This window comes from Hymenobacter psoromatis (genome assembly GCF_020012125.1).
Lineage (GTDB): Bacteria > Bacteroidota > Bacteroidia > Cytophagales > Hymenobacteraceae > Hymenobacter > Hymenobacter psoromatis.
This window is the reverse complement of the sequence record NZ_JAIFAG010000001.1, coordinates 2837803-2856270: the sequence shown is the minus strand read 5'-3', so window position 1 is coordinate 2856270 and position 18468 is coordinate 2837803. Positions and strand designations below refer to the sequence as shown.

The following is an 18468-nucleotide window of genomic DNA, read 5'->3' as shown; positions in this document are numbered from 1 at the left end:
GGGGGGTATGCAGCTATCAGCTGGCCTTACAGCCGTGGCTCTCAAATAAAATCTGGGCGTTGTTGGCCAGCTTATACTTGGCATCCAAGGCTTTGCAAAGCGTATCAAGCTGCTCAAACAGCGACTCATCCCCGAAGCTTATCGTGATGGTACAGTCGCGCAGCTTGGCCGGGTCGTACACGATACTCACGCCGTAGACGTGCTCCAAAGCGGCCAGCACTTCGGCCACCGGCCGGTTGTGAAAGTCAAGCGGCTCGGTAGTCAGCTGAACCGGCTCCCGCACCAGATTTTTGGCTAGCTCCTTGGTCGAAGCCGAGTAAGTAGCCTGCTGGTTGGGCAGCAGCAGCAGGCCAGTGGCAGCCGGGTGGGCGGGGGTAGCGGCCAGCTCGGCACCCTCGCGGCGCTGCACGGCCACGCGGCCCTCGCGCACGGCCACGGTATTTTTCTGGTTGGGGTAGGCCGTTACCATAAAGCTGGTGCCTAGCACAGTTGTCACCAGCTTATCGGTATATACCAGAAACGGGTGGGCCGGGTCTTTAGTAACCTTAAAGCAGGCCTGGCCCGCGAGGTACACTTCCCGGCGCTGGCCCGTCAGGCCGGTGCGGTAGCGCAGGGTGCTATGCGGGTAAAGATTTACCCGGCTGCCATCGGCCAAGCGCAATGCCATAGGCTGCGCACTGGGGTTGGTGTGCTGCTCCCAGCGCGGGGCGGCCTGCGCGGCGGTGCCGGCCGGCTGGTGGCGGGGTAGCCACCAGCTCAGGGCCCCGGCTCCCAGCGTGAGCAGCGCAGCGGCGGCCCAGCGCAGGGCCGGCTCGCGCCACACCGCGGGCCACAGGGGCCGCACGGCGGGGACCGGAGTCGTCGTTTCGGCGTCGGCTGTGAGCACGGCTATACGCTGCCACATGGCTTGGCGCACCTCCGCCCGCAAAGGGGGGGGTAGGGGCTGGTACCCGGCGCGGCCCAACTGCGCGCTCCACTGCTCCACTAGGTGCTGCTCGCCAGGGCGGCTTTGGCCGTCGAGGTAGCGCTGAAGCATGGCGTCAAATTCGGCTTGGGTCATCATGGAGCGGGGCGTCTAAAGGGAAAGACGCGCCACGACCAGCTACCCCTAAAAGCCCGCCTTATTTTTTTGAAAATAAAGCAACTTTTTTCTCAAAAAAACGTGTGGACCACTCCAAAGGCCCTACTGCGTCACCAAAAAAACGAGGGCTAGCACCACAAAATCGCGCAAGTGGCCGCGCAGCAGCCGCATCGATTTGGTGAGGTGATACTCCACGGCTTTGGCCGACAGGTTGAGCTGCAAGGAAATTTCGCGTACTGAAAAATGTTCCAGCCGGCTCAGCCGAAATACTTCGCGCGACTGGGCGGGCAGACGTAGCAGTGCCTTGTCGAAAGCTTCGGACAAGTCAGCGGCGGCCAGGGCGTACTCGGTTTCCTGGGTGGCTGCGGTTTGCGTCCAGCGGCAGTAGTCGGCGTAGGCCATGCGCACTTTACTGCCTCGCAAGTAGCTGATAACGCGCCTATTGATGGCGGAAAGCAAGTAGTGTTCCAGTTGCTCAATGCCCTGCTCCCGGCGCTTTTGCCACAGCGTGGCAAACAGGTCCTGCACCAGCTCTTCGGCCGTTTCCCTGACTTTGAGCTTGCGGTAGGCTAGGGCAAACACGCGGTACCAGTGCCGCTCATAAATTTCAGCGAAGGCCGCGCGGTCGTCGGCGAGTAGCGCCGTTAGCAGCGCCTCGTCGGACCAGGAAGTGTACGCACGTAACGTTGGCGAACTCACGGGACTAGAAGAGTAGGGGTGGGAACAAAAGCTTAGCGTAAAGTGTGGTAAATGTACCAGTAGATGCTGGTAAAGCAATAGGAAATTACAAGTAAGTGGATGTATAGCGTGCAACCTGGGGACCGGCTGCGAGTCCATGAAAAAAATGGCGCGCAACCGCCTTTTCTACTTTAAGTTTGGCTCGTAGCAGCCCATTCCTGCACTTACTGCCCCCTCTGCCACCGGGTAGGGGGTAGGGGTTGGCCTCCGGCCCCAGACTAGCTTATCGGTTTTGTCTTGCTACATTGCCAGCTAGTTGGGCGGGCTACTACCTGGCCCGGCCGCCGCGCTCGCCGCCGGGGTTGCTGTTTTCTCGCTTCTAGTCTTTAAATTCCCACCCCTTTCTTAGCAGCAGCTATATGGATAAAAATACGTATGATGCCATTGTCATTGGCTCGGGCATCTCGGGCGGCTGGGCCGCAAAAGAACTGACGGAGAAGGGCTTAAAAACCATTATGCTGGAGCGGGGCCGCAACGTCGAGCACATCAAGGACTACGTGAATGCCAACAAAGCTCCCTGGGAGTTTCCGCACCGCGGCGGCAAAACCCAGCAGATGATTGCCGACTACCCCGTGCTGAGCCGCGACTACACGCTCAACGAAACCAACCTCGATTTCTGGGTCAACGAAAAGCAGAGTCCCTACGTGGAGAAGAAGCCCTTCGACTGGTTTCGGGGCTACCAGGTGGGCGGGCGCTCGCTGATGTGGGGCCGGCAGAGCTACCGCCTCAGCGACTACGACTTCGAGGCCAACGCCAAGGATGGCATCGCCGTAGACTGGCCCATTCGCTACAAAGACCTCGCGCCTTGGTACAGCCACGCCGAAAAATTTGCGGGCATCAGCGGCAACCGCGACGGCCTGGCGCAACTGCCCGACGGCGACTACATGCCCGCGATGGAGATGAACGTGGTGGAAAAAGACGTAGCCGCCCGCATCAAAAAGAATTACGAGCACCGGCGCATGATTATCGGCCGCACGGCCAACATCACTCAGAACCACCACGACCGCATCAGCTGCCAGTACCGCAACAAGTGCTGGCTGGGCTGCCCATTCGGGGCGTATTTCAGCACGCAGTCGGCCACGCTGCCCGCCGCCGTGGCCACCGGCAATCTCACGCTGCGGCCGTTTTCCATCGTCACCAAAATCCTCTACGACAAGGATACCAAGCGGGCCAAGGGGGTAGAGGTGCTCGATGCCGAAACCAACCAGACGGTGGAGTACTACGCCAAGGTTATCTTCCTCAACGCCTCGACCCTGAACTCGGCCTGGGTGCTGATGAACTCGGCCACCGACGTGTGGCCCGAGGGCCTGGGCAGCAGCAGCGGCGAGCTGGGCCACAACCTGATGGACCACCACTTCCGGGCCGGCGCGCACGGTACCATGCCCGGCTACGAAGACAAGTACGTGTTCGGCCGCCGCGCCAACGGCATTTACGTGCCGCGCTACCGCAACCTGTTTGGCGATAAGCGCGACTACATCCGCGGCTTTGGCTACCAGGGCAGCGCCGGCCGCGAAGGCTGGAGCCGCGAAATTCCGGAGATGGGCATGGGCGGCGATTTCAAGGATGCGCTCAGCGAGCCCGGCCAGTGGACGATGGGCATGACGGGCTTTGGCGAAACCCTACCCTACCATGACAACCGCACCTACCTCGACAAAACCAAGAAGGACAAGTGGGGCCTGCCCGTGCTGGCGATAGATGCCACCATCCGCGATAACGAGCAGAAAATGCGCATCGACATGATGAACGATGCGCAGGAAATGCTCGAAAAAGCGGGGTTGAAGGACGTGAAGCCCTACAACAACGGCTACACCCTGGGCGGCGGCATCCACGAGATGGGCACCGCCCGCATGGGTAGGGACCCCAAAACATCGGTTCTGAACGCCCACAACCAGGTCTGGGACGCCCCCAACGTATACGTGACCGACGGCTCCGCGATGGTTTCAACCGCCTGCCAGAACCCCTCGCTCACCTACATGGCCCTCACGGCCCGCGCCGTGGACCACGCCGTGGGCGAGCTGAAAAAGCAAAACCTTTAATTCCTACCCCCATGATGAACCGCCGTGATGCCCTGGCCCGCGTGGCCCTCCTGATGGGTGGCACCGTTATCGGAGCCGATTATTTCCTGACCAGCTGCTCTGCGCCCACCAGCAAGGAGGCGGGAGACGCCGCCACCAAGGTAGCCTTCACCCCCGCCCAGGTGGGCCTGCTCAATGAGGTGGGGGAAACCATTTTGCCCGCCACCGCCACGCCGGGGGCTAAGGCTGCCAACGTGGGTGGCTTTATGGAAGTAATGGTGCGCGACTGCTACAAGCCGGAAGACCAGAAGGTCTTCCTCACCGGCCTCACCCAGCTCGACCAGGACTGCCAGAAAATGCAGGGTAAAGCCTTCCTGGCCTGCGATGTCGTGCAGCGCCGGGCCTTCCTCACGGCCCTGGACACGCAGCAGAAGGAATTCACTAAAAACCAGCGCAAGGACGACCCCGCCCACTATTTCCGCATGATGAAGGAGCTGACGCTGCTCGGCTTCTTCACCTCCGAGCCGGGCGCTACTAAGGCCCTGCGCTACCTGCCCGTGCCCGGCCGCTACGACGGCAACGTGCCGTATAAGAAAGGCGACCGCGCCTGGGCCACTACTTAATTTTATGAACTGTTGGCTACTAGCTGATAGCCGTTAGCTTTCAACAAGAAAGCCGAGTACTCTGCTGAAAGTAGGGGGTAGGGCCGTTTTGGCGTGCGCCAGAATGACCAGAAAAACCATAACCAAAAAAGCTATCAGCCATTAGCTACTAGCTATCAGCTTAAGAACATTATGACCCCAATCGTCCGCTTTAAGCTGTCCCTGATGATGTTCCTGGAGTTTTTCATCTGGGGCGCGTGGTTTGTGACGCTGGGCACCTACCTGCTGCAAAACCTGCGTACCAGCGGCCTCGAAGTGGGAGCGGCTGTTCTCACGCAGTCCATCGGGGCCATTATCGCGCCGTTCATCATCGGGCTGATTGCCGACCGCTTTTTTTCGGCCCAGAAAATCCTGGGCGTGCTGCACCTCATCGGGGCGCTGCTGTTGTGGCGGGCCGCCGGGGCCACCGATTTCGGCAGCTTCTACCCCAGCATTTTGCTGTACATGATAGTGTACATGCCCACGCTGGCGCTGGTCAACTCCATCTCGTTCAGGCAGATGAAAAATCCGCAGAAGGAATTTGCTTCGGTGCGGGTGCTGGGCACGCTGGGCTGGATTGTGGCCGGCCTCACCATCGGCTGGCTCAACTGGGAGCAGCGCGGGGCGCTAGGCCTTACCTTCCAGATGGCCGCCGGCGCGTCGGCCATACTAGGTATCTTCAGTTTCACGCTGCCGCCTACCCCCCCCGTGAAGCGCGAAGGCCCCGTGGCCCTCAGCGACCTACTGGGCCTTGGGGCTATCGGCCTGCTCAAAAACCGCTCGTACCTGATTTTTTTCCTGGCTTCGATTGCCATCTGCGTGCCGCTGTCATTCTACTATGGCTTCACTAATCCCTTCCTCAACGAGGTGGGTATGAAAGGCGCGGCCGGCGTGCAGACGCTGGGTCAGGTATCGGAGGTGCTGTTTATGCTGCTGATTCCGGTGTTTTTCGTGCGGCTGGGCGTTAAGAAAATGCTGGCTATCGGGATGCTGGCCTGGGTGGTGCGCTACCTGTTCTTCGCCTACGGCAATGGCGACACGGCCTACTGGATGCTCATCGTGGGCATTGTGCTGCACGGCATCTGCTACGATTTCTTCTTCGTAACGGGCCAGATTTACACCGATAACCTGGCCGGTGAGCAGTCGAAGAGCGCCGCCCAGGGCTTTATCACCCTGGCTACTTATGGGGTGGGCATGCTGATTGGCTCGCTGCTCTCGGGTCGCATTGTGGATGCCTATAAGCTGACCGGCGACGCGCATAACTGGCACGCCATCTGGCTCATTCCGGCGGCCATCGCGGCGGTAGTGCTGGCGGCCTTCCTGCTCTTTTTTAAGGACCAGCGCATGAGCGAGCCGGTGGAGGAGATGAGCTATTTGGAAACGAAGGCGCGGTTGGAAGTTTGATTTTGCCCTTTGCGGCGTGAGGTTACCCCTCGCGCCGCTAGCACCATTCACCAAATATGAAACTACGACTTGCAATGATTGGCGGGGGGGTGGGGGCCTTTATCGGGGCTGTGCACCGCCTGGCCGCCAACCTTGATGGGCAGTATGAGTTGGTAGCCGGCGCTTTCAGCAGCGATGCCGAAAAATCGGCCGCCACCGGCGTGCTGCTAGGCCTGGACCCGGCCCGCGTATACGGCTCGTATCAGCAGTTAATCGAAGGTGAAAAGCAGCTCCCCGAAGCCGAGCGGGTGCAGGTTATCAGCATCGTGACGCCTAATTACCTGCATTTCGCGCCGGCCAAGATGGCGCTGGAAAACGGCTTTCACGTTATTCTTGATAAGCCGCTGACCTTCTCATTGGCCGAAGCTAAGCAGCTACAAGAAATTGTAAAGGCCAGCGGCTGCCTGCTCTGCCTCACCCACACCTACACCGGCTACCCGATGGTGAAGGAAGCGCGCCAGCTGCTGGCCACCAACGAGTTGGGACCCATTCGTAAGGCTTACGTGGAGTACCCGCAGGGCTGGCTCAGTAAGTTTGAGGAGGGCGGCAACAACAAGCAGGCCGCCTGGCGCACCGACCCCGCCCGCAGCGGTGTAGCCGGCGCAATGGGCGACATCGGCACTCACGCCTTTAATTTGCTCGAATACGTGACCGGCCTGCAAGTCACCAAACTCTGCGCCGACATCAACACCGTGGTGGCGGGCCGCCAGCTCGACGACGACGGCGCGGTGCTGCTCAAACTCAGCAACGGGGCCAGCGCGGTGCTCATGGCCTCGCAAATCGCGGCGGGGGAGGAGAACAACGTTAAAATCCGGGTCTACGGCGAGCAGGGCGGCGTGCAGTGGCAACAGGCCGACGCCAATACGCTGCTGGTGAGCCGCCTCGACCAGCCCACCGAAATCCGGCGCACCGGCACCGGCTACGTCGGCTCCTTCGCCCGGCACAACACCCGCGTGCCCGCCGGCCACCCCGAAGGCTACCTCGAAGCCTTTGCCAACCTCTACCGCAACTTTGCCCTGACCCTGCAAGCCCGCGCCGCTGGCACCCTACCCCCCCCCGAAGCCCTCGACTACCCCGGCATCGAGGACGGCGTGCGCGGCATGGCTTTTATCGAAAACGTGATTGCCTCGGGGAAGTCAAGCGAGAAATGGACGGAGTTTAGGGTTTGATAAGGAGTTTGTTTATGAATTTAATAGAACGTCATGCTGAGCTTGTCGCAGCATCTCTACCGCTTCACCCTAGCCGCTCAACGGTGCGGTAGAGATGCTTCGACAAGCTCAGCATGACGTTTAGTAATAAAAGTTAGCATCTCAAAAACCATGACGACCATCCAAGGCCCCGCCATTTTCCTGGCCCAGTTCATCAGCGACCAAGCGCCCTACAACAGCCTCGAAAGCATCTGCGCCTGGGCCAAGGACTTGGGCTTCAAAGGCATTCAACTGCCCACCCTGGATAAGCGCTTCATTGACTTGCAACTGGCGGCCGAAAGCCAGACCTACGCCGATGAGCTAACGGGCAAGGTGCGGGCCGCTGGCCTGGAAATCACCGAGTTATCCACGCACTTGCAGGGCCAGCTGGTAGCCGTGAATCCGGCTTATGATAAGCTGTTCGACGGCTTTGCGCCCGAGGCGGTGCGCGGCAACCCGGTGGCCCGGCAGCAGTGGGCCGTGCAACAGCTCATCTACGCGGCCAAGGCGTCGCGCCGGTTGGGGCTGAAAGCGCACGCTACGTTCAGCGGCGCGCTGCTCTGGCCGATGGTCTACCCCTGGCCGCAGCGCCCGGCCGGCCTGGTGGAGGAAGGCTTCGCGGAGCTGGGCCGACGCTGGCTGCCCATCCTGGATGAGTTTGACAACGAGGGGGTTGACCTGTGCTACGAGATTCATGCCGGCGAAGACCTGCACGATGGCATCAGCTACGAAATGTTCCTGACCGAAGTCAACGACCATCCGCGCGCCTGCCTGCTCTACGACCCCTCGCACTTCGTGCTGCAATGCCTAGATTACCTGGAATATATCGACATCTACCACGAGCGCATCAAGATGTTTCACGTCAAGGATGCTGAGTTTAACCCTACCGGCCGGCAGGGCGTGTACGGCGGCTACCAAAGCTGGCTGAACCGCGCCGGTCGCTTCCGCTCGCTAGGCGATGGGCAGGTCGATTTTAAGGCCGTTTTCAGTAAAATGGCGCAATACGACTTCCCCGGCTGGGCCGTGCTGGAGTGGGAATGCGCCCTCAAAAACCAGGAAGATGGGGCTCGCGAAGGGGCCGAATTCATCAAAAATCACCTTATTCGCATAACCAATAAAGCCTTCGACGACTTCGCTGGCACCGCCACCGACGCCGCGTTCAACCGGGCCTTGCTAGGCCTCTAATTCTACTTTCTCATGAAAAAAGTCCTCCTTTTCCTAAGCGCCTGCGCCCTGCTGGCCGCCTGCGACTCGGGCTACAAGCCCGACGAGGCCGACCGTAAAAGTGCTGCCGGCCCTACCCCCGGCGACGGCAACGCTACCATGCGCGACACGACCGTGGGCACCAACCTGGCCGCTGTGGCGCGCCAGCCGCAGGTCGATACCAGCGTGAATAAAATCGGCACCGAGCACACGGGCGGCCTAGTGTCCAAGGGTGCGCAGCTCATCAAGGGTTCCGACTGCCTGGGCTGCCACAAGGAAGACGTGAAGCTGGTGGGCCCGGCCTACATCGCGGTGGCTGAAAAATATCCCGATACGGAGGCCAACATTACCATGCTCGCCAACCGGGTAATAAAGGGTGGTAGCGGCCATTGGGGCGCTATTCCTATGTCGGCGCATCCCCAGCTTTCGCTGGCCGATGCCAAAGAAATGACCAAGTATATTCTGAGCCTGAAGTAAGTCGTGCTGACGAGCGCCTCCCTACCCGGCCGCATTTGCTTGCGGTTGCTGGCGGAGGCGCTCGTTAGAACCACAATCCACCTCCCTAACTAAGCCGCTATGCCTACCCGCCCCACCCGCCGCACGGTACTCAAAAACCTGCTGGCCAGCACGGTAGCCATTGGGGCGGCGGGAGCCCTGCCGGCGGCCGCGGCCACACCTTCGCAAAACCCGCCTTTGAAAAATAATATCAAGCAATCGGTTTGCCGCTGGTGCTACGGCGATTTATCCTTGGACCAGCTCTGCGCCACGGCCAAAAGTATCGGGTTGCAAGGTATTGATTTAGTGGGGCCTAAAGAATGGCCGACGCTCAAAAAATACGGCCTGCACTCGCCCATGTGTAACGGGGCCGAATTAAATCTGACTGACGGTTTTAACGACCCGCAATTTCACGCGGCGCTGCAAAAGAATTATGCCGAAATGATTCCGCTGGTGGCGCAGGCGGGCTACACCAATTTAATTTGTTTTAGCGGCAGCCGCCGGGGTAAAACCGATGAGCAGGGCTGGGCCAACTGCGTGCAAGGATTAACGCCGCTGCTGGCGCTAGCTGCCAAGCATAAGGTGGTGCTGGTCATGGAGTTGCTAAACAGCAAGATTGACCATAAGGACTATCAATGCGACCGCACTTCGTGGGGCGTGGAACTGGCTAAAAAATTAAATTCGGAAAATTTCAAGCTGCTGTTTGATATTTATCATATGCAGATTGACGAGGGCGATATTATTCGGAATATCACCGATTTTCACCCTTACATCGCACATTATCACACGGCCGGCGTGCCGGGCCGCCACGAAATTGATGACACCCAGGAATTAAATTATCCGGCCATTATGCGGGCTATCAAAGCCACTGGTTTTAAGGGCTTTGTGGCGCAGGAATTTATTCCGACGCACACCGATAAAATTGCCTCGCTTCGCCAGGCGGTGCAGTTGTGCGACGTGTAAACCGGCTATTATTGTATTGCGAGCAGGTTGCGCCTCAAGCCATGATAGATACTTGGGCTTGCGCCCTGTCAAACTGAATACACTCATCCTTTCTCACCTTAAAAAATCCCGCCCATGAAGCTTGCTATTCTTTTTTCTCTGGCTTTGCTCGGCAGCGTGGGGGTAGGCCGCGCCCAGCAGGCCGGCAAGCCCGAAGACACGGAAGTGTGGTCGCCGGTGCCGAAGGTGGTAACGCCCGGCAAAATCAGCGGGGAAGCTCCTTCGGACGCGCTGGTGCTGTTTGATGGCAAAAACCTCGACCAGTGGACCCTGACCAGCGACCACGCCAAAGCGGCCGACTGGCTGGTGAAGGGCGATATTCTGACGGTAAACAAGGCTTCGGGCAACATCGAAACCAAGCGCAGCTTCACCAATTACCAGCTGCACCTTGAGTGGCGCGTGCCGGCCAATATTACTGGTACCGGGCAGGCACGCGGGAACAGCGGCGTGTTTTTGGCCTCGCTTGGCGAGGGCGACGCGGGCTACGAATTACAAATTCTGGATGCTTACAACAACCAAACTTACGTCAATGGCATGGCGGGCAGCATCTATAAGCAGCTGCCACCGCTGGTGAACCCCGCCCGCCCGCCCGGCCAGTGGCAGACCTACGACGTGGTGTGGACGGCCCCCACCTTTGCGGCCGACGGCACCGTGGCTACCCCCGCCCGCGTCACGGTGCTCTTTAATGGCGTGCTCGTCCAAAACAATGCTACCCTGCTTGGGGCCACGCGCTACATCGGCAAGCCCGAGTACCAGCGCCACGGCCCGGCTCCCATCAAGCTCCAGGCCCACGGCGACAAAAGCGAGCCGCTCAGCTACCGCAATATCTGGCTGCGTGAGTTGCCGGCAGCCGGGCAGTGAGTAGCCGTCAAACAGCAAGAGGGAGCAGCAAGCCGGCTAGTGGCTCGCTGCTCCCTCTTTTTAGGGCTAAACCCAGTGGGTGGACGCTACACCAGGTTTTTCTTGATATAGGCGATGCTTTTGGCTACGCTATCAAAGGGCGAGCCGGGGGTAGCGTCCTGCTCCACGAAGAAGTATTTCAGGCCGGCCTCGTTGGCGTGCGCGAATATTTTCTTGAAATCGATGGAGCCGCTGCCTACTTCGGCGAAGGAGTGCGGCGCTTCCTTGGCCATATCCTTGACGTGCCACAGCGGGAAGCGGCCGGGGTACTGTTTGAAGAGCGCCAGCGGGTCCTGGCCGGCTTTGGTAATCCAATAGAGGTCCAACTCCATCTTTACCAACTCCTTATCGGTGCTGTTCAGCAGGATGTCGTAGGGCCGCTTGCCGCCGGCCTGGGCCGGAAACTCAAAATCGTGGTTGTGGTAGCAAAGCTGGATGCCGGCTTTTTTGCAGCGCTCGCCAGCCTTGTTCAGCTCCTCGGCCACGCGCTGGTAGTGGTCGAGGCCGCCGCGCTCAGCCTCCGATAAGTAGGCGCACACCATATACTTGACCCCCACGGCGGCAGCATCATCCACGGCGCGGTCCCAGTCGTGCAGAATGGTACCCGGTACCGGCGCGCCGTTGGCTAGCTCCTCGCCCAGGCGGTGGTGGCTGCTGGGCATTATCAGGCCCTGCTGCTTGAGTAGGGCCGCGAAGACGGCCGGCGTCATGCCGTAAAATTTCTGGCTGCCCGTGTAGGTAGCGCCTTCCACCGAGTTGTACCCAATCTGAGCCAGCTTGGCCAGCGTGCCGGCAGGGTCCTTTTCCATTGCCTCACGCACTGTATACAGCTGAATGCCAATGTAGTGCTTATCGTAGGCGAGTAGGGAAGGAGCTACCAGCAGGCCCGCCGAGAGCAGGGCCGCCGAAGTCAGAAATTCTCTTCGAGAAGTCATAGGGGGGTAGGGTGGGATGGTGAAAAGTAGATTTGGCACTGGCCGCGGCCCGAAGCGCGCTGCAAGATAGTGAGTTAGGAGAATTACCCGCAATCGCTCGCCGTAATCGCTTACCGGTGCTGGCGCATCTCAGTCGATGCAGCCTCAAAAACGAAGTTTGCCATAGCAACTACGCGGTAGGCGGGCACCGATAAGACTGCTGCCGGTGCTGCCGAAGTTATTATCCGCAAAGTGCCGAAAAAAAGCCTCCCTAAACATCGTCATCCGTACTGGTGCGGTACTCAGCGAAAGTAATAAGGAGCACTGGCGCGCAGAAAGCGTCGCTGCTAGCAGCAATCCGGGCAGATGCCTATTTGCATCTGTACTTTATAAGCTCTTGAATAATTGTTGCCCGGTAGCCTCCTCCGATTTACTGGGCCAATTAGCAGCAGGATATTAGCCTTCAAAGCTCGACCGTGGCGGCGACGGCGACTACCTCATATAATAGACGCTAAATCAAAGCGCTTTAACGCAAAACGCGACTACCTCTGTGCTTTGTTAATAAGTTGCCGCTGCCCCGCACGTAGCTACGCGGCCGGCAGCACCAACACGGGTATCGGGCTGTGCAGCAGCACGTGCGCCGTTACGCTGCGGTGAAACAGCTTGCCCAGGAAGCTACGCGGACGCGCCACTAGCACCACTAAGTCAAACTCGCCGCTTGCTATTACCTGCAAAATGCCGCCCGCTGGCGTGCCGTGCACCAGGCTTTGGGTGCGCAGGCCGGTAGTCAGGTCGAGGGCGAGGCCCGTGCGCTCCAGCGCCTCGGCGGCGGCGGCCGTGCCGGCCGCCGCGCTCGCCTCATCGGGCCCTACGTGCAGCACGGTCAGCTCTGCGGGCAGCGCATCAAACAGGTGCCGGACGAGGCCCGCGTGTTCTCCCAGGCTAAACGCTTCGGCATCGAGAGCCAAGAGTAGGCGATGCGGGATGAGGGGGCTAGTGTGGACGGGTACCACCAGCATGGGCTGCGGAGCGGTGCGCAGCATATCCAGCGCGGCGGTCGATACCAGCGCGTCGGGCATGGCGTCGGTATTGCGGTGGCCGAATACTACCAGCGCAGGCTGGTGGCGGCGCAGGGCGTCGGCCACCGCCTCGGCTACCCGGCCGTGCGCCACTTCGGCCACTACGGGCGTGACCAGCTCCCGCGTCAGGCTTTCCAGCGCGAGGGCGATAGCTTCCTGGTTGAGCGTATCTACTTGGCCGGTGAGGTGCTCGGGGTCCAGGAGCGAGTCGCGGCGCACGTGCAACAGTACCAGCTGCGCGCCGATGGCCCCGGCCAGCGCGTCGGCGTAGGCCAGGGCGTGGTCGGCGGGTTGGAAAAAATCGGTAAGCACCAGCAGTGAGAGCGCCATTTTGTGGGGGGTAGGGAACGCTGGTAAAGAACCGGGCGCGGCTGGCCCCCGGCTATGTTTATTATCAGCCCCGCCACCTGATTTTAATCATGAGCCCGGCCGGGCTGCTAACGGAATCTTGCAGCCTCCTAAGCTTACTACCCGGCGCTTGATGAGTAAAGAGCCAGGGCGGGAAGCTTTTTTATCCCTCAGCTTTATGGTCCAGTCAATTTCGCCTGCTTCCCGCCACGCCTACCTGGTGGGTGGCGGCATTGCCTCGCTGGCCGCGGCGGCTCTTCTCCTTCGCGACGGGCAGTTGCCGGGAGTAAATATTCATATTTTTGAAGAAGCGGAGCTGATTGGCGGTAGCCTCGACGCGGCCGGGCAGGCCGACCAGGGCTACGTGATGCGCGGGGGCCGGATGCTGAACTTCAGCTACCGCTGCACCTACGAGCTGCTGGATTCCATCCCGTCGCTGGAGCACGCGGGTAAGTCGGTGCACGACGATATTATCGCCTTCAACGAGCAGCTCAAAACCCACGCCCTGGCGCGGGTGGTGGACCGCGACGGCCACATTGTGGACGTAAGCTCGATGGGTTTTGCCGAGCCCGACCGGCTCGCCCTCGTGGAGCTGCTGGCCATGCCCGAGCACCTGCTCGGCACCAAGCGCGTGGACGAGTGGTTTAGGCCCAGCTTTTTTGAGACGAATTTCTGGTTTATGTGGGCCACCATGTTTGCCTTCCAGCCCTGGCACAGCTTGGTGGAATTTAAGCGGTATCTGCTGCGCTTTTTGCAGGAGTTTCCGCGCATCGACACGCTGGCGGGCGTTGACCGCACGCCGTACAACCAGTTCGACTCTATGGTGTTGCCCATCCTGACGTGGCTGCAAGGGCAGGGGGTAGACTTCCGGCTGGGCAGCCAGGTAACGGACCTGGATTTTGCGCCCCACGCCGCTACCAAAACCGTGGAGCGCCTGCACTACACCCGCGACCAGTCGTCGCAGACCCAGGACGTGCAGCCCCACGATTTGGTGCTGGTCACCAATGGCTCGATGACGGCCAACTCGACGCTGGGCACCATGAGCACCGCGCCGGTGCTCAACGCTGCGCCCGGTGATGGGGCCTGGGCCTTGTGGGAAACCCTGGCCCAGAAATACTCCGATTTCGGCCGGCCCTACGTCTTCGACCAGCGGCTGGAGGAGTCCACCTGGGAGTCGTTCACGGTGACCAGCCACGGCACGCTGTTTTTCGATTTGATGGAGAAATTCTCGGGCAACAAGGCCGGTACCGGGGCGCTGGTCACGCTCAAGGATTCTAATTGGCTGCTGTCGGTGGTGCTGGCCTACCAGCCGCACTTTATCAACCAGCCGGCCGGCGTGACGGTATTCTGGGGCTACGGGCTGTTTCCGGATAGGGTAGGGGACTACGTGCCCAAGAAGATGAGCGACTGCTCGGGCGAGGAAATTATGACGGAGTTGCTTAATCACCTGCACTTTACCGAGCAGCTGCCGGCCATTATTGCCGAAGCCAACTGCATTCCGGCGCTGCTGCCCTACATCACCAGCCAGTTTCTGACCCGCGCTCCCGGCGACCGGCCGCAGGTGGTGCCCGCGGGCTCGACCAACTTCGCCTTTCTGGGTCAGTTTACCGAAATGCCTGACGACGTGGTGTTTACCGTAGAGTATTCCGTGCGCTCGGCACAGCTGGCGGTGTACGAGTTATTGAAGCTCGACAAGCAGCCCCCGGCAATTTACAAAGGGCAGCACAACCCGAAGGTGCTCTACGAGGCCCTGCAAACCATGCACCGCTAGGTGCTGAGACAACCCCGCATATACCTGTTCCTACCCCTCCTGTCAATTATGAACGTGACCGTTTTTAGCACCATGCACTTTGAACGCCCCTTTTTAGAGCGGGCAAATGCGGGCCGGCACCAGCTGCATTTTTACGAGGCGGGCGTAGCGGACCAGACCGTGCCGCTGGCCCAGGGGTCGCTGGCCATCAGCGTGTCGGCCGACGATGACCTGTCGGCCCTTATCCTGACGCAGCTGGCGGCGCACGGCGTGCGCTACGTGCTAGTGCGCGGCACCGGCACCGACCAGGTAGACCTGCCCGCCGCCCACCGGCTGGACCTGCGCGTGGCCAACGTGCCCGACTATTCGCCCCACGCCATTGCCGAGCATGCCGTGGCCCTGATGCTGGCCCTGGCCCGCCACCTGCGCCAGGCCGACCAGCAGCTGCGCGCCAACGACTTTTGCCTGGATAAACTCATTGGCTTTGAGCTGCACGGCAAAACGGTGGGTATCGTGGGGGTAGGGCACATTGGGGCGGTGCTGGCCGGCATCCTGCACGGTTTCGGCTGCCGGCTGCTGGGCGAAGACGTGCGTCCCAACGACGAGCTGCGCCGGCGCTACGACCTGGAGTACGTGACGCTGCCCGAGCTGTGCGCCCAGGCCGATATCATCAGCCTGCACACGCCCCTGACGGCCCGCACCCGGCACCTGTTCGACGACCAGGTGCTGGGCCAGCTGAAGCCCGGCGCCATGCTCATCAATACCGGCCGGGGCGGCGTGCTCGATACGGCCGCCGCGCTGCGTGCCCTCGACAGCGGCCGGCTCGGCTACCTGGGCCTCGACGTGTACGAGGCCGAAAAAGGACTGTTTTTTGCCGACCACACCCATGACCAGTTGCGCGACGCCACGTTTGCGCGGCTACTCACGTATGCCAATGTGCGCGTGACCGCGCACCAGGGCTACCTCACCCGCGAGGCCCTGACCAGCCTCGCTACGGCTGTAGTGGCTAGCCTCGATGAGTGGGCCAGCAGCGTCCCCGCCGTCCACGAGCTCTAGGGCCGCCGCAAGCCAGCTTAGCGCCAACGCTAGGCACCTGACTGATAGCTTCGGGCTGGTCTGCCGGTGGGGAGGAAAAGAAACGGAACAGCCCGCAACGCGCCGCGCCGGGGCCGGCCATGACGACTATCAGGCATCGGCCTGACGGTCGTCATGGCCGGGCGGCCGGGCGGCTGGCACCTTTGTAGGCAAGAAGCTTAGCCGGTGAAGCTGGCCACGTCCGGTCCGGTTCTGCCCTGCCGCCGCCCAAGCGGCGGGGTAGCCAAGTGCCTAAACAGGCGCGGCGCGGACGTTAGCCGCCCCGTTTCGCCAACTCAATTACTTTTCCCTTTTCCTTCACTCTCAACCACAAAAGTCATGATGTACGGTAATTATTTCTGGGGTATGAACTTCGTTTGGTGGTTCATGTGGATTATGCTACTGGTCTGGATTTTCGCTACCCCCTTCCGCATCCCCGGCCAGCGCCACCAGCCCAGCTCCGCGCTCGACGTGCTGCGGATGCGTCTCGCATCGGGGCAAATCACTCCCGAGCAGTACCAGGAGCACAAGCAGCTACTGGACACGGGCGAGTTGCGGCGCGGCTGATACGGCCCGGCTGCCTAACGTCAAAAAAGGCTCCCCAACTCTGGGGAGCCTTTTTTGACGTTAGGCGAATTGAATTTTTGAGTTGGGGCGTTCTGCGTACCGGCCGCGCCGCCGGGAGGGCCGGGGTTTACTCATACAGCTCCCCAGCGTCCAGGTCAACAACCAGGTCGTTGCGCACGTCCCAGGCACCGGCCGCGTAGGCCGCGCCGCCGGCCTGGTCGCGGTCGAACCAGGATTCGACGGTGCCCGTGAGGGTAGCCCGGCCCTTCTTCACCGCCACCTCAATAGCCTGGCGGTGCAGGCTCGGCGACCAGAACAGCCGGCTGCGGATGCGCTCGGCCAGCGCGAAGTCCGGGTTGGGGCGCGCCAAGCCGGGTTTCCAGGAATAGGTCTGATACGCGTCGAAGTGCAGGCTACCGGGTATGGTTACCCAGTTATCGACTTCGGTAACTCCCTTGACCCCGGCGGCCACCCGGCCGGCCTGGTCCTGCTCGAAGTAACTGCTAACCTGCCCGTAGAGCTGGGCCTTGCCGTTGCGCACGTATACGCTAAACTCGTCCTGGCCCACGTAGGGGTCGCGGGCCAGCGCCGCGCGGATGGTATGCCCGATGTAGAGGTCGGGAATGAACCAGGACGTGCGCACTTTCAGCAGATTGAGCACATCTGCAACGCCCACCACGTGGCGGGCGTCGCGCTCGGCGTGCTGCTTGGCGAGCAGGTTGCTCACCGTGCCGCTCAAGGTAACGATGCCGTTGTGGACCATTATCAGCGGCTGATAGGCCAGCACGCGGGGGTCGCAGCGAAAGGCCGCGCGCACGGCCTCGGCAATGGCCTCGTCGGGGCGCGGCGCGTACTTATCGCCCCGCAGGTCGCGGTTGGTGGCCCAGTACTGCACGTTCAGGTCGCGGATGTCAACGTGGGTTGCGCCGGCCTGGTAGGCCGTGGTTTCTACCTGGGCCAGCTCGGTGGCCGTGCCCACGGTGCCCGACAGGTACACCGTCCGGTCGTGGGTGCGCACATCTACTAGGGCGGCGTTCACGCGAATATCCCACGCCAGCGACTCCCGGATTTGGCTGGTGATTTCATGGTCGGAATTCTGCAGGTTGTCCCAGCTAATGGTCAGCTGGTCGGCCACCAGGCGGCGCACGCCGCGCACGCCCCGGCCCACGCGCAGCACCAGCTCTTTTTCGGCCCAGGTCTGCACGGTGCCAGTCAGGGTAACGACCCCCTCGGCGGCGGCGACGTGCACCCCGTAGAAGCTCGTGGCGGGGTCAGTGGCCAGCGCGCTGGTTACCGAGGCTTGCAGCTCGGCATCGGGCACGGCGGGCGTGCTGATGAGCACTTCGTTGACAACCCCGCGCACGCCGCGCAGCGCCAGAGCGATGTCCTCGGCCCGCTCCCGCGCCAGCAGGTTGTCGGTAATGCCAGTCAGCATAACGATACCCTCGTGGGTAGTTACGTTAATTAAATGAGCGGGTACCCCTTTTTGGGTGAGGTACAGCAGCTCAAGGGCGGTGGTGATGTCGCCATCGGCCAGGTAGTCGGTGAGCGGCGCATTAATGCCGAGAGTTTGCATAGAGGGGGTAGGGAAAAATGAGGAAAAGGGTCGGCAGGGGGACTACCGCAGGTGCTGGCCAGTGCAAAAGTTTGGCCGCCGCCCGCCGCGGCCCCACGACCAGCGCCTAGCGGTTGCCTGATATTAGTCAGGGCCGCAGGCAGGCATGGGCCCCGGCGGGCCAGCCCGTGGCGGGTAGAAAAGCGGGCGCGTTGGTGGGTAGCAAGCGAGAAAAGCCAACGCCGTAAAGGTGGCCCGATAATCCGCACGGGGACTTGACAACAGTCATCAAATCAGCTGATTTCGCTCATGCTGGCTAGCCCGGCCGGGTCCCAACTTTGCCCCCGAAGCTGGTGGTCCCGGCTGGTCAGCGGCAGTGACGCGCCCGGCTATCGTTCGCGCCGGCTGGCTGGCCCGCCCATTTTTTTGCTGCTCCATGAAAGCCCCCGTCCTGCTCGCGCTCACCGATTTTTCCC

At 61.1% G+C, this 18468-nt stretch carries 16 protein-coding genes; 11 read left to right on the top strand and 5 right to left on the bottom strand.

All coding sequences use genetic code 11. The annotated features are described in order from the left end of the window. Positions 1-16: 16 nt before the first annotated feature. Positions 17-1063: a FecR family protein gene (locus LC531_RS12470; RefSeq protein ID WP_223650629.1), complete on the bottom strand. Its 1047-nt coding sequence runs from the start codon at positions 1061-1063 to the stop codon at positions 17-19. Positions 1064-1183: 120 nt separating this feature from the next. After that, positions 1184-1780: an RNA polymerase sigma factor gene (locus tag LC531_RS12465; RefSeq protein WP_223650627.1), complete on the bottom strand. Its 597-nt coding sequence runs from the start codon at positions 1778-1780 to the stop codon at positions 1184-1186. A gap of 398 nt (positions 1781-2178) precedes the next feature. Here LC531_RS12465 and LC531_RS12460 point away from each other — a divergent pair, with 398 nt between their 5' ends. From LC531_RS12460 to LC531_RS12425, 8 genes are all read left to right on the top strand, one after another. Next, positions 2179-3855, top strand: a complete 1677-nt coding sequence (locus LC531_RS12460) for a GMC oxidoreductase (RefSeq protein WP_223650625.1) — start codon at positions 2179-2181, stop codon at positions 3853-3855. A gap of 11 nt (positions 3856-3866) precedes the next feature. Beyond that, positions 3867-4457: a gluconate 2-dehydrogenase subunit 3 family protein gene (locus LC531_RS12455; RefSeq protein WP_223650623.1), complete on the top strand. Its 591-nt coding sequence runs from the start codon at positions 3867-3869 to the stop codon at positions 4455-4457. A gap of 171 nt (positions 4458-4628) precedes the next feature. Continuing rightward, entirely contained in the window at positions 4629-5879 is a 1251-nt protein-coding gene (locus LC531_RS12450; RefSeq protein WP_223650622.1) for a nucleoside permease, read from the top strand. A gap of 56 nt (positions 5880-5935) precedes the next feature. Further along, on the top strand, positions 5936-7087 hold the full coding sequence (locus tag LC531_RS12445) for a Gfo/Idh/MocA family protein (protein WP_223650619.1): 1152 nt from the start codon (positions 5936-5938) through the stop codon (positions 7085-7087). A 150-nt stretch (positions 7088-7237) separates the two neighbouring features. Next, complete coding sequence (locus tag LC531_RS12440) at positions 7238-8290, top strand: sugar phosphate isomerase/epimerase family protein (RefSeq protein ID WP_223650617.1); 1053 nt, start codon at positions 7238-7240, stop codon at positions 8288-8290. Between the two features lie 12 nt (positions 8291-8302). Further along, the gene (locus tag LC531_RS12435) at positions 8303-8785 is read left to right on the top strand and encodes a c-type cytochrome (RefSeq protein ID WP_223650615.1); all 483 of its coding nucleotides are present in this window, start codon (positions 8303-8305) and stop codon (positions 8783-8785) included. 99 nt (positions 8786-8884) lie between these two features. Next, entirely contained in the window at positions 8885-9766 is an 882-nt protein-coding gene (locus tag LC531_RS12430) for a hydroxypyruvate isomerase family protein (protein WP_223650613.1), read from the top strand. 114 nt (positions 9767-9880) lie between these two features. After that, complete coding sequence (locus tag LC531_RS12425) at positions 9881-10666, top strand: 3-keto-disaccharide hydrolase (protein WP_223650610.1); 786 nt, start codon at positions 9881-9883, stop codon at positions 10664-10666. An 86-nt stretch (positions 10667-10752) separates the two neighbouring features. Here the strand turns inward: LC531_RS12425 and LC531_RS12420 are convergent, their stop codons facing one another. Next, on the bottom strand, positions 10753-11640 hold the full coding sequence (locus LC531_RS12420) for a sugar phosphate isomerase/epimerase family protein (RefSeq protein WP_223650608.1): 888 nt from the start codon (positions 11638-11640) through the stop codon (positions 10753-10755). Between the two features lie 566 nt (positions 11641-12206). Beyond that, positions 12207-13028 (bottom strand): universal stress protein, encoded by an 822-nt coding sequence (locus LC531_RS12415; RefSeq protein WP_223650606.1) that lies wholly within the window; start codon positions 13026-13028, stop codon positions 12207-12209. A gap of 196 nt (positions 13029-13224) precedes the next feature. Between LC531_RS12415 and LC531_RS12410 the strand changes: the two genes are divergently transcribed. The 3 genes from LC531_RS12410 (at position 13225) to LC531_RS12400 (ending at position 16437) form a co-directional block, all read left to right on the top strand. After that, positions 13225-14817: an oleate hydratase gene (locus LC531_RS12410; protein WP_223650604.1), complete on the top strand. Its 1593-nt coding sequence runs from the start codon at positions 13225-13227 to the stop codon at positions 14815-14817. A 48-nt stretch (positions 14818-14865) separates the two neighbouring features. After that, positions 14866-15852, top strand: coding sequence for a 2-hydroxyacid dehydrogenase (locus LC531_RS12405; RefSeq protein WP_223650602.1), 987 nt, complete (start codon positions 14866-14868; stop codon positions 15850-15852). 384 nt (positions 15853-16236) lie between these two features. Next, positions 16237-16437: an SHOCT domain-containing protein gene (locus LC531_RS12400; RefSeq protein ID WP_223650601.1), complete on the top strand. Its 201-nt coding sequence runs from the start codon at positions 16237-16239 to the stop codon at positions 16435-16437. Positions 16438-16564: 127 nt separating this feature from the next. Here LC531_RS12400 and LC531_RS12395 read toward each other — a convergent pair whose 3' ends face one another. Further along, a complete protein-coding gene (locus LC531_RS12395; protein ID WP_223650599.1) occupies positions 16565-18013 on the bottom strand; it encodes a BON domain-containing protein in 1449 nt (482 codons plus the stop codon). Between the last annotated feature and the right edge of the window lie 455 nt (positions 18014-18468).